The sequence below is a fragment of the Clostridioides sp. ZZV15-6598 genome, assembly GCF_020657705.1.
In the GTDB taxonomy this organism is placed as follows: domain Bacteria; phylum Bacillota; class Clostridia; order Peptostreptococcales; family Peptostreptococcaceae; genus Clostridioides; species Clostridioides difficile_F.
Map to the genome: position 1 here is coordinate 1 of NZ_JAGWCS010000123.1, position 11,636 is coordinate 11,636.

The following is an 11,636-nucleotide window of genomic DNA, read 5'->3' on the forward strand; positions in this document are numbered from 1 at the left end:
GGTAAGCAATAAATATTACAAAATAAATATACAATTAAAAGGTTATAAATATATATAACTTTAATATTTGAAACTGTAGGAATATTTGTGAGAAACATAAAACAAATTTACCTACAGTTTTTAGTGTATAAAATCAGTAAAACAAGTTAGATTTTTACTGATTTTATTACATAAATCCAATAGCACAATTCATCTTTCTATAATATCTGGAGATTGGTCATACAATCTTATTTTTTATTGAGTATATTATAAAGTAATAGAACAATTAAAATACCGATTATCCTATTTTGCAACTCACACAATTATATATGAAAAACAAAAAATAATTAATATCAAATTCATAATTTTAAGGCTTAATGCATATAATTATATGTCGGTTAAAGGCGTATGAAAATAAAAGGAATTCATAAGTTATATGTTGTATAGATATTGTAGATGTAATATGTAAGAAATTTCAGCACTATTTATATTCTGTACAAAAAGATATTTGAAGGGAGATTGAAAATGGGAATATTAGAAGGAGCTGCAATGATAAGAGAAATTGCAATTAAAATAGCCAAAGAAAAAGGTATTACAGAACAAAAGGCATGGCCTGAAGCTGTAAAAGAATTTAAAGAAAAATATGAACTTGTATTATAAATTTTGATTATAAAAAACTGTCTTGATTTCATTGAGGCAGTTTTCATATTTTATGATAAAAGTTTTTTAAAAGAGTTTAATGAAATAGGATTTAGCTATTAAAAAAATAATTTGAATTTTATTTTTATATGTAAAATAAATTTGTTTTTAATACTATTTTTAAGGTATAAATCTTATATACTAAAGATAAGATTTGGAGGGATTTAGTTTGGAAAATAAACTTGAAAATAGATGTTCATGGCAAGAGTATTTTATGAGATTATGTGAGACAGTAGCTGAAAGAGGTACTTGTGACAGAGCTTATGTGGGAGCTATCATTGTCAATTCAGAAAACAGAATCGTATCTACTGGATATAATGGTAGTATATCTGGAGATAATCACTGTAGTGAAGTTGGTCATGAGATAAGAGATGGACATTGTATCAGAACCATTCACGCCGAACAAAATGCTCTTTACTATTGTGCTAAAGAAGGCATATCAGTTAAAGATTGTTCTATTTATGTAACTCATTTTCCTTGTTTAAATTGTACTAAGGCTATAATTCAATCTGGAATTAAACATATATATTATAAAACTGGATATAGGGTGGATGAATATGCCTTGAGATTATTACAATCAAGCAATGTGTTATATACAAAATTACAATTTTAATACTTGCTACCTATTATTCTGTAATTTTACAAAATATTTTATATTATACAATTATAGTATAAAAAGAAACAAAATTTTAAATTGTGCATATATTAAATAGAAGTTAAATTTAATTATAAAGGAGATGTATAATTTGAAAGTAGTAGTAATACCAGGGCACACTTTAACTGGAAAAGGTACAGGAGCTGTTGGATATATAAATGAAAGTAAAGAAACAAGAATAATGAATGATTTAATAGTTAAATGGCTTAAATTAGGAGGGGCTACTGTTTATACAGGAAAAGTTGATGAATCAAATAATCATCTAGCTGACCAATGTGCCATAGCAAATAAACAAGAAGCTGATTTAGCTGTTCAGATTCATTTTAATGCAAATGTTACAACTTCATCCCCAGAAGGTACAGAAACTATATATAAATCTAGTAATGGAAAAGCATACGCAGAAAAGGTAAATGCTAAATTAGCTACAGTATTTAAAAATAGAGGTGCAAAATCTGATGTTAGAGGTCTTTATTGGCTTAATAATACTGACGCAATAGCGATACTAATAGAAGTATGTTTTGTAGATAGTAAAGCAGATACAGATTACTATGTTAATAATAAAGATAAAATTGCAAAGTTAATAGCAGAAGGAATATTAAATAAATCTATATCAAATTCTCAAGGGGGAGATAAAGTGTATGAAAATGTAATAGTTTATAAGGGGGACGCTGATAAAATAGCTGCTCAAATTTTATACTGGCAATTGAAAGATGCTTTAGTAATAGAAGCATCTAGCTATAAACAAGGTTTAGGCAAAAAAGTTTATGTTGTAGGCGGAGAAGCTAATAATCTTGTAAAAGGTGATGTAATAATAAATGGTGCTGATAGATATGAAACTGTAAAATTAGCATTAAGACAAATAGGTAAGTTATAAAATAGATATTATTTTATAAATATATAATAAAAAGATGTATCTACTTATTATGTTTATTCATCGATAGATACATCTTTATTTATTTGTACTTTATAAAGTATTTTCTGGAAAATTAGTTTAGTAAAGTTTTAAATTCACAGAAATACTAAAGCTTATAGTATTAATATTTTTTATCTGAAAAAATATTTTTAATTATAGTCAATATATCAACTATGACATCCATATTTGATTTAACACTGTCTTTAGTAACAAGGAAGTCTGCTGTAACTTCAGTAACAGCTTCTGTTACATCCTTCATATTCTCGCCAACTTCTCCAAAACTATCTACAACACTAGGAAGATTATTTAAAGTTGTATTTATATTTTGAGTGTTTTCATTTAATACATTTCCAACATTGTTTAAAATCTTATGTAATTTAGCAAGTACAATAATTAAATAAATTAAAGCAATACACCCAAGTATAGCTAATAATACATATATTATACTAATATTAATTGTTATTGTGTTATTCATTATTATTCCTCAGTGACACTTACTGGTTCAACAATGTCTATTACTCTATCTTCCTCGCTAGAATCTTCAACACGTTTTTTATTATCTATATAATTTCTTATTTTTTGCTTTGATTCAATAAAATTTCCTTTTCTGTCTTCTAATTTTTCAGACATCTTACCTTTTACATCCACTGTTCTCATGTTTATTTTATCAGCAATTTGTTGAGATGCATCCTTTATGTCTTCTCTTGTTTCTTTTCCTGATTTAGGTGCTAGTAATACTCCTCCAACTGCACCAGTAACAGCTCCTAATACGACACCAGCTGTTGCAATTTTAGCCTGTTTGGCTTTTTCAGCTTTTTGTTTAGCTTTTCTTTTATCTTCTATTTTTTTTGATAAACTCATATCCAATCGCTCCTTATTATGATATTTTTAAATATTATAATACATTTTTTTCCATAATGATATAGTTTCTAACTAAATTTTTAAAAACTAATAAAAAATTCTTTCTAATATTTATTTATATATAGATAATAAGAATCCTAAATCACGTTCCAAAAACTCTATGATATAAATATCTGAAAAACTCTTTAATATAAGTCCTCTACTCTTTCGCTGTCTATTAAAAATTTTGATACAGTTTCTAAATACAATTCTTTATTAGCGTTTAAACATCTTATTTCTTTTGTGCTAAATATCCCCATATTTTTTCATCCTTTTAAATAAATTACTTTAAAAAAACAATAAGAGAGGAATTAATCCTCTCTTTTAAATTTAATTAGATTTGGCAGGGCGGCGTATCCTGCATCTCTATTAACTACCTTTATAAGCAGCGTATTGGGTGCCTTTTCCAACCTCAAATCTAATTAATAAATATTTACATATATATTTATATTATAACTTATTTTATAATGTTTTTCAATACTTTAGGAAAAATTAATAATATTATGTTAACTATCATATTGTAATACTCTTCCACTACTAATTCTACTTTCTAATTTTGCTTCTTTTATGGCATATAGTGAAGAGACATATAGATATCCCTTTTTTGTATCTAGTTCTGTAGCGACTAATATATAATCATCAAGTTTTTTTACAAATTCTACACTTTTACCAGGTTTTTTAGGATGACTTCCTATATATTCAGGAGATTTGAGCACTGTTTTTATAGTTTCTAGTATATCGTTAAAAATGTCTTTACTTAATTGACCTCTATGTTTTTTCTTTATATGTTTTATAACACCAGAAGAAGCATAAATTTTACCAGTATATTTAATTCCAGCGAGTTCAGCTAATTCTTCATCTATGATTCCAACAACTTTGTCTGTAGACATATAAAGCACATTCCTTTCTAAGATAATTTACTGCTAAAATTATTAAAATTAAATATCTATATTTAAAGTATAGTTTATTCGAAAAAGAAAAGATAGTATAATATAGTTTTTTCATATCTGACTTTATATAACCTCTTTTTATATGATTTATAAATGGTAACTAAGACTCTATTTTCAAATTATTTTTGGAAAATTTTTAGTTTTTTAAGCTTATATTATATATATATAATTTTTTACTTGAAAATATATATATTCTGAATTATTATAATAGTAAGAATTAAAATAAAATTAGGCAAAACTAGGGAAATCTAGTGACGCAAAGCTATAGGGGCTAAAATTTAAAAATCAAGCCAGCCAGTTGCCGAAAAAAGAAAAACTTTTTTTGTTATGAAAGATACTCTTTTTAGTATCTTTTTATTTATGGGAGGTAGTAAAGTGTTTAAAGATAAATGCGATGAATGTATTCATATAATGACTGCATATATCGCTAATATAAAAGAATATTGTTCATTTATTGAGACACAATTAAAAGATTTTATAATTAAATATGGCGAAAGTATAGTAGAATTTTGTCTACACAGGATAATGATACTATTATGTGAATGTGGGTTGGTTTAAAAAATTGCGACAATCTTTAGATTGTTGCTTTTTCGGGTTAATCTATTGCTTCATTTAATAAAAATATTTTCTTTTAAAGTTTTCTATGATAATATTATTTTTATATATCAAATAAATTGCCAATAGGAGGAAATTATGAACGCTCAACAAGAAGTATATAAAAAATTGGATGAATTAAATATATCTTATGAAATTGTAAATCATCCTGCAGTCTATACGATTGATGAAATGGAACAATTAAAAACGCTACAAATGGAGTTTGTTGTAAAAAATTTATTCCTTCGTGATTCTAAAGGTAAAGAACACTTTTTAGTTGTATTAGGTAAGGATAAAAAAGCAGATTTAAAGGATATACGCCAAAAAATTGATAGTAAACCTCTTAGTTTTGCTTCTGAGGAGAGACTTGAAAAGTATCTAAAACTTACTAAGGGAGCTGTAACACCTTTTGGTATACTAAATGATACCGATGCTATTGTAAAAATTGTATTTGATAAAGATTTATTAAAAATGGATAAAATAGGTATACATCCAAATGACAATACTGCTACTGTATTTTTAAAATTTGAAGATTTAAAAAGGCTTCTAGAAGAAAATGGAAATGAAATATACTATGTAGAGGTATAAGTCTATTATCTTACATATAATAAAAAATAGATAAAGGAGATGTCTCAAAATAAAAATTTGAGTCATCTCCTTTTTTATACATTTTCTATTAAGTCATATCATCCCTAAGCGCATCAATAATATTTTCTCTTTTTATCTTACTAGTGGCATACAGCATTGTAATGAACACTATAAAGAGAACAGCAAACACGCTGATTCCGATACTGACCCATGGAAGTACAAAATCTATATCGTCCGTTACCATTCCTTTATGAATTAGCCAAGAAGAAATTACCGCTATTGGAAGTCCAAAGAGCAATGCCCTCATGCCATAAAAGGCACATTCAAAATTCATCATCTTCTGAAAATCGCGTTCAGACATTCCCACAGAGCGAAGCATTGCAAGTTCACGACGACGCAACTTAATATTAGTGGAAATTGTGTTAAACACATTGGCTACCGCAATTAGCGAGATCATAATGATAAAAGTATAGGCGAACACGTTGGCAATGAAGATGTAATTGCGGTTCTCGTCCATCATTCCATACATATTGTACAGGTTGTACTCGGCAGTAATTCCCTCACTCTCGATAATCTTCTCCATTTCTGCAACTGACTGAGTTGGATTCTTTGATTGAAAGCTCAGACTTTTAATTCCTGTAGAAGCATTTGGAGTCTCAAACGCATTTTTGACTGAATAAGGTGCCAGTACCCTGAAGTAGGCTTTCTTCATCTTGGAGTTTCTGTTGTCTGGTGGAGAATCGGGTGGCACGACTTTTACAAATGTAATGTTTACATTTTGCTTATTGACCATCTTCGATTTTTCATCAGTTTTAGGAGTAAGGTCAACATTCATAGAAGAATTCGTGAAGATATCAATAGTATGGTCATCCTTCACCATCATGGAAACAGCAATCATTTTTGCATTTTGCCCAGTATATTCTTCTATAGGCAATCCCAAACCTTTGATAATATTCAGATAAGTGCTGTCATCAAGAAACTGCATATCTACTGGCATATCAACCGTTTCATATGACGAATGTGATCCCTCATAGTTCAAGTAATCATCTGTAAGTTCACTTACTTTAGCAACGCATGAATAAGTCATAAGTTCTTGATACAAGCCTTCGTAAACACCATTGGCAGTCTTCAGCTTATTGTAAAGCTGCAGCATTTTGCTGTCGTTCATATCCTGCGTGGAAAAAATGATATCTTGGTCAGTAACCTCTGATGCCTGATTTGAAACCTGTTTCAGATCTGCTACCAAAGCACTGGTCGATATGAACAGCACTATGCTTAAAACAAGCGACAGCACTATGCTACGATAGCGTTTCTTGTTTCTTTTAAAATTTTTCAGTGCAAGAGTTCCCTCCAGACCGTAAATACGCTGTGACAGCTTTGATATGTTCACGGCTTTGGATTCGATTTTTACCTCGTTCGTCTGGCGAATACACTCCATCACTGGTTTACTGGCAGCCTTTCTGGCTGGAATATAGGCCGATATCAAGATGGTAATCATGCTGACCACTGCTGCAACGACGATTGCCGGGATAGACAATGTCAAGGTCAAAGGGACGTTGGTGTAGAGAACATTTGCGAAATTTTTGGCGATAACAGAAATCACAAGCCCAATACTGACTATGCCAACTGCAACACCAATCGGTATACCAACAGCACCAATGCAAAGACCTTCAAACAGCACCGAATTACGCAGTTGCTTTGCTGTGGCTCCAACAGATGAAAGGATTCCAAACTGCTGTGTGCGTTCGTTCAACGACATGTTAAACGAATTATAGATTAGAAAAATTGAGCCGAGCATGATGATAGCTACCACAATACCACCAACTGAGTACAAAAGCATATTGAACAAGTTGTTGTCGGAAACTCCCATAAAACGCAACACATTATCATTTAAAACGTAAGCATGGTCTCCGGTGTCGCTTATATATGAATGAACCTGACGTGGATTTTTCAACGTAACAAACATGCTAAGACTGTCAGCTTTTACTTGTGCATCCGCTTTGGTTATCAAGGTATATCCTGGTGCGGAAGAGTCCTCAAAGACTGGCTTTCGACAGGTACCGACAACTGTATAGCTTCTCTCGCCTTGTGAAACAAGAGTTTCATCTCCAGCAGTGTATGGGTCACTCTGACTAAGCTTTTCGTTTCCATTCATTCGCTTTCCCACAGGCAAGGAAATAGTATCGCCCACCGCTAATTTGACACCACCGTCTGTTGCAACTTTCCCCGAAACAAGAATCTCCCCACTGTTTTTAGGTAATCTACCAGAAATCAAAGTTGTAGGCAAAGTATCAAAGGCTTTTTCGCTGAATCCAGCTATAAAAAGATATGGTTTGTTCGGATTTCTGCTACCATCAAGAGTTGCATAGCCGATATTTTCAAATGTTGAGGTATTTGCAACTTCATCATTGTTTGTCTGTTCCTGTACGAAAGAAGGATTAACATCCAAAAACTCAACGTGCCAATCACCGTATTTCTCAATCGAGCCATTTACCATATAGTTTTGCAGGGAAACGGCAAGTGTAGCGACTGCTGTAATCATGGCGGCAGACAGAACAACTCCGATAACTGTTACAATGGTTCGTGTACGTCTCTTTTTCATGTTTTGCAGGGCAACTTTGTTAAAAATGTTCATGACCGTATCTACCTCCTCTCATCTCGCGTCACTTTGCCATCTGATATACAGATAATGCGGTCTGCTTGCAGGGCGATATTTTCGTCATGCGTGACGATGATAAGGGTTTGACGATATTTTTTATTGCTTAATTTAAGTAAATTGATAATTTCATGTCCATTTCGGCTATCCAAACTGCCTGTGGGTTCGTCAGCAAGCATGACCGCTGGGGCGTTCATCAAAGCGCGTCCTATGGAAACACGCTGTTGCTGACCGCCAGAAAGCTGATTAGGTAAATGTGTTTTGCGGTCTTTTAGGCCAAGCAGATCCATCAATTCATTCAAGCGTTCCTCGTTGACCTTTCGCTTGTCCATCAGTATAGGCAAAGTGATGTTTTCCACAACATTCAAAGTGGGAATAAGGTTGTGAAACTGGTAAATCAGTCCGACTTGTCGTCTGCGGAAAATGGCTAGCTTTTCATTACTTTTGGCATATACATCCTGCCCATCCAAATACACCTTTCCGCTTGTTGGTACGTCCACGCCACCAATAATGTGAAGCAATGTGGATTTGCCAGAGCCAGAGGAACCGATAATTGCGGTAAATTCGCCCTTTTCTATTGTGAGTGAAACATTGTCAAGTGCGGTAACTTGGTTCTCGCCCTTACCATACACCTTGCATAGATTTTCAATTTTTAAGAACTCCATTATGTAAGTCTCCTTTCTTATGGCTTACCCCTATAATATAACTTTCAACTTACATCTTTGTGACTTTCAGGTGAGAGATTAGTCACTTTGGGAAACGAATGACAAATATCGCCCCTCCGTTTAGGTGATTTTTTGCAGTAATAGTCCCTCCCTGACGTGTTATAATTGTCTTGCAAAGAGCCAATCCAATGCCGTATCCTGTAGCATCTGTGTTTTTACCACGATAAAACCTGTCAAACAACCATGGTAAATCTTCTTTTTCAAAGCCAACACCATTGTCGTGGATAGCAATCTCAGTAAACAATGGGTTATCCTCACAAACAATCTCAATCTTACCATTATCGCCTACACTTTCTATACAATTTTTGAGAATGTTTTGAATTGCTTCAGAAAGCCAACCTGAATCTCCTTGAATAATCATTCCTTTTGGCACATTTATTTGCAAAGCAATATCGTGTAGCTCAATTGGAATCAGGAATGGGCGAAGTCCATTGTATATCAAGTTGTTCACATCTATTTGCTCACTTTTAAAAACTACAATGCCTGCATCCAAACGAGATAATTTCAATAGGGAAGTAATCAGCCAATCCATCTGTACAAACAATTCCTCTGTTTCTCGCAACAATACTTTTCGTTCATTTTCATCAGGGTTATTTGCTAACAATGACATAATAATGTTCGCAGATGTGAGAGGAGTACGGAGTTGGTGGGCTATGTCAGCCAACGAATCGGCAAGATGTTCTTTTTCTTTTTTCAGCGCATCGTTTTGTTCTCGAATACACAGAGTCATTTTTGTTATCTCGCTGTGCAGAATGGAAAGTTCGCCCTCATCCGATTCACCAATATACAGATGGTCAGCATTATGAAGCACAAGATCGATTTGATTTGAAATCTGTGCAATGCTTTTATATCGGGCTTTGGTAAAGGCGAAAAACACTGTGCCAAAGGCAGCAACAGAAGCAATGGTAAGGATTCCCGCCATCGTATTTATTACAAATCCAAGTGTTACAGTAGTGATGGCCATTAAAGAAAATAAAATTATAAATTGTTTAAACTCTCTGTTCCGAAGCATACCCGCCCCCCAATCTATACCCTGTCCCACGAACAGTCAGAATTATTTGTGGGCTTGCTGGATCGCTCTCTATCTTTTCCCTCAAACGTTTTATGTACACAGTCAATGTATTGTCATTTACAAACTCACCTGCCGCATCCCATAATTCGTCGAGTAGTCTACTCCTTGTGATAATACTTTTTGGGTTACTAATAAACACCAACAACAAGCGGTATTCTAAAGCTGAAAGAAAAACCTCATTGCCGTTTTTTTTCACAACCCCACTTGCCATATCGACATGAAGCCCACAGATTTCAAAAGCTGATTCCGAACGTCCACTTTTTCGTAGGGCAGTTCCAATTCGTGCAATCAATTCACGGGGACGAAAAGGCTTGGTGATATAGTCATCTGCGCCTATGTTCAGTCCAGTGACAACACTCGCCTCATCTCCGGAAGCCGTCAGAAAGATAACAGGAATATCTTGCATTTCTTTGATTTCCGTACAAACTGTAAAGCCATTTCCATCAGGCAAGGAAATATCAATCAACGCTAAGTCAAATTTATTACTGGCAAGCGTGGCAATGGCTTCACCACGAGTAGGGGCATGGGTAACTGTAAATCCCTCCGAGTGTAGCAAAAGTATAAGATTTTTAGCGATTGCCTTATCGTCCTCAACTAAAAATATACGTTTCATTTATTTTCACCATCCTTTACATCCCTGCTCCTACTATTGTCTGTCAACAAGAATAAGGCAAGTATTTCTTTTTTTTTAGCTAATTTAATCTGCCCAGCAGAGTAATGGTACATTACCATTCTGTATGCAACTTCCCAGTTTTTGGCTGCTTCTTTTGTTGTTATATAATCCATGCATAACACCTCCATTGCTTTATTATATTTATTTTAATGGAAATATACAAGTTGAGGTATAAAGCAAAAACATAAGCATAGAAAGAAGTTCAATCTACCATATAGACTAAAGATGTCCAAATTTGTGCCAATTCATCCATAATCACTTGCAACCAAAATTCTACTATTTTTTATTACTTTTTCCTTGCAGAAACAAGTAACATCATAGGTCTACGTAATTCATCTTTCATTTCAGGAATTGTATTTAATAATTTCTCTTCTGGTTGAGGTTCAATGATTTCTAATATCTCAAATCCAGTTTTAACTAAAGTATTTAGATAAGTAGTTAATGTTTTATGATATTTTATAACTTCTTCCCCTAAAAAATTTGATTTTCGAAGTCCCTCTGTAAAATAGTTATCTACTGGCCAGTGTAAATTGTTTCCATCTTCATCACAGTACCATTCTTGAGTACCATATGCAGTGAATATAGGATGTTCAACCGAAAATACAAAATCTCCTCCCCTCGAAAGACAATTGCTTATATTTTTACATATATCTTCAAATGATTGAATATAATGAAAAGCCAAAGAGCTAATTACTACATCAAATGAATCTTTTGGGAAGTCAATATCCTCAATAGGCATACATATGTATTTTATATTATCAAATTTGGTTTTATTTCTTGCTTCTTTTAGCATCTTTTCTGAAATATCAATTCCAATAGCAGACTCTGCACCATTTTCAACTGCATATTGACAGTGCCATCCAAAACCGCACCCTAAATCTAATATTCGCTTTCCTTTAAAATCAGGTAGCATTTTTTTTAGAGTATGCCATTCTCCAGCACCTTCAAGCCCTTTTTTAGAGCGATCCATATTACTGTATTTGTCAAAAAATTCATCATTGTCATATTTATTTTGTTTCATTTAATTTCCTCCATTTTAACTGTACTTGTTTAACTATATTCGTTAGAATATAAAATGTAAATTTTCACTACCTTACATAAAATATTTTTAAATTTATAGAATTAAATTATTGTTTATATGAATTAATTTAATGTCTATTATTAATAGATTTTATATCTACATAATTTATATAAAAATATTATTGTTTTAATTTTATATCTTAATTTACAAA

The 11,636-nt window shown here is 32.4% G+C and carries 14 protein-coding genes and 1 riboswitch; of the genes, 5 read left to right on the top strand and 9 right to left on the bottom strand.

The annotated features are described in order from the left end of the window. Positions 1-504: 504 nt before the first annotated feature. The 3 genes from KGF50_RS22415 (at position 505) to KGF50_RS17305 (ending at position 2,207) form a co-directional block, all read left to right on the top strand. Positions 505-639: a hypothetical protein gene (locus KGF50_RS22415; RefSeq protein WP_009889851.1), complete on the top strand. Its 135-nt coding sequence runs from the start codon at positions 505-507 to the stop codon at positions 637-639. 208 nt (positions 640-847) lie between these two features. After that, entirely contained in the window at positions 848-1,291 is a 444-nt protein-coding gene (locus KGF50_RS17300) for a deaminase (RefSeq protein ID WP_227849214.1), read from the top strand. A 124-nt stretch (positions 1,292-1,415) separates the two neighbouring features. After that, positions 1,416-2,207: an N-acetylmuramoyl-L-alanine amidase gene (locus KGF50_RS17305; RefSeq protein WP_227849215.1), complete on the top strand. Its 792-nt coding sequence runs from the start codon at positions 1,416-1,418 to the stop codon at positions 2,205-2,207. Positions 2,208-2,367: 160 nt separating this feature from the next. Here KGF50_RS17305 and KGF50_RS17310 read toward each other — a convergent pair whose 3' ends face one another. From KGF50_RS17310 to KGF50_RS17320, 3 genes are all read right to left on the bottom strand, one after another. Next, positions 2,368-2,721: a hypothetical protein gene (locus KGF50_RS17310; RefSeq protein WP_227823929.1), complete on the bottom strand. Its 354-nt coding sequence runs from the start codon at positions 2,719-2,721 to the stop codon at positions 2,368-2,370. Between the two features lie 2 nt (positions 2,722-2,723). Continuing rightward, positions 2,724-3,107 carry a YtxH domain-containing protein gene (locus KGF50_RS17315; protein WP_227849216.1) on the bottom strand — a complete coding sequence of 128 codons (384 nt, stop codon included), beginning with the start codon at positions 3,105-3,107 and terminating at the stop codon, positions 2,724-2,726. A gap of 545 nt (positions 3,108-3,652) precedes the next feature. Beyond that, positions 3,653-4,036 (bottom strand): PBECR2 nuclease fold domain-containing protein, encoded by a 384-nt coding sequence (locus KGF50_RS17320; RefSeq protein WP_227849217.1) that lies wholly within the window; start codon positions 4,034-4,036, stop codon positions 3,653-3,655. A gap of 281 nt (positions 4,037-4,317) precedes the next feature. Beyond that, a riboswitch (cyclic di-GMP riboswitch) is annotated at positions 4,318-4,402 on the top strand. Positions 4,403-4,471: 69 nt separating this feature from the next. On the opposite strand from KGF50_RS17320, the gene KGF50_RS17325 reads away from it, so the two are divergent. After that, positions 4,472-4,654 (top strand): hypothetical protein, encoded by a 183-nt coding sequence (locus KGF50_RS17325; protein WP_227849218.1) that lies wholly within the window; start codon positions 4,472-4,474, stop codon positions 4,652-4,654. Between the two features lie 135 nt (positions 4,655-4,789). Beyond that, positions 4,790-5,278 (top strand): prolyl-tRNA synthetase associated domain-containing protein, encoded by a 489-nt coding sequence (locus KGF50_RS17330; RefSeq protein ID WP_255655050.1) that lies wholly within the window; start codon positions 4,790-4,792, stop codon positions 5,276-5,278. Positions 5,279-5,366: 88 nt separating this feature from the next. Here the strand turns inward: KGF50_RS17330 and KGF50_RS17335 are convergent, their stop codons facing one another. The 6 genes from KGF50_RS17335 to KGF50_RS17360 all read right to left on the bottom strand — a co-directional run bounded on the left by KGF50_RS17335 (position 5,367) and on the right by KGF50_RS17360 (position 11,425). Beyond that, a complete protein-coding gene (locus KGF50_RS17335) occupies positions 5,367-7,913 on the bottom strand; it encodes an ABC transporter permease (protein WP_227849219.1) in 2,547 nt (848 codons plus the stop codon). Positions 7,914-7,921: 8 nt separating this feature from the next. Further along, the gene (locus KGF50_RS17340) at positions 7,922-8,599 is read right to left on the bottom strand and encodes an ABC transporter ATP-binding protein (protein WP_227849220.1); all 678 of its coding nucleotides are present in this window, start codon (positions 8,597-8,599) and stop codon (positions 7,922-7,924) included. 82 nt (positions 8,600-8,681) lie between these two features. Then, the gene (locus KGF50_RS17345; RefSeq protein ID WP_227849221.1) at positions 8,682-9,671 is read right to left on the bottom strand and encodes a sensor histidine kinase; all 990 of its coding nucleotides are present in this window, start codon (positions 9,669-9,671) and stop codon (positions 8,682-8,684) included. Then, positions 9,649-10,344: a response regulator transcription factor gene (locus KGF50_RS17350; RefSeq protein WP_227849222.1), complete on the bottom strand. Its 696-nt coding sequence runs from the start codon at positions 10,342-10,344 to the stop codon at positions 9,649-9,651. The genes KGF50_RS17345 and KGF50_RS17350 overlap by 23 nt, the downstream gene beginning before the upstream one ends. Next, entirely contained in the window at positions 10,341-10,517 is a 177-nt protein-coding gene (locus KGF50_RS17355) for a DNA-binding protein (RefSeq protein ID WP_227849223.1), read from the bottom strand. Before KGF50_RS17355 ends, KGF50_RS17350 begins: the two co-directional genes overlap by 4 nt. Before the next feature lie 173 nt (positions 10,518-10,690). Continuing rightward, positions 10,691-11,425 carry a class I SAM-dependent methyltransferase gene (locus KGF50_RS17360; RefSeq protein WP_227849224.1) on the bottom strand — a complete coding sequence of 245 codons (735 nt, stop codon included), beginning with the start codon at positions 11,423-11,425 and terminating at the stop codon, positions 10,691-10,693. Positions 11,426-11,636 lie beyond the last annotated feature (211 nt).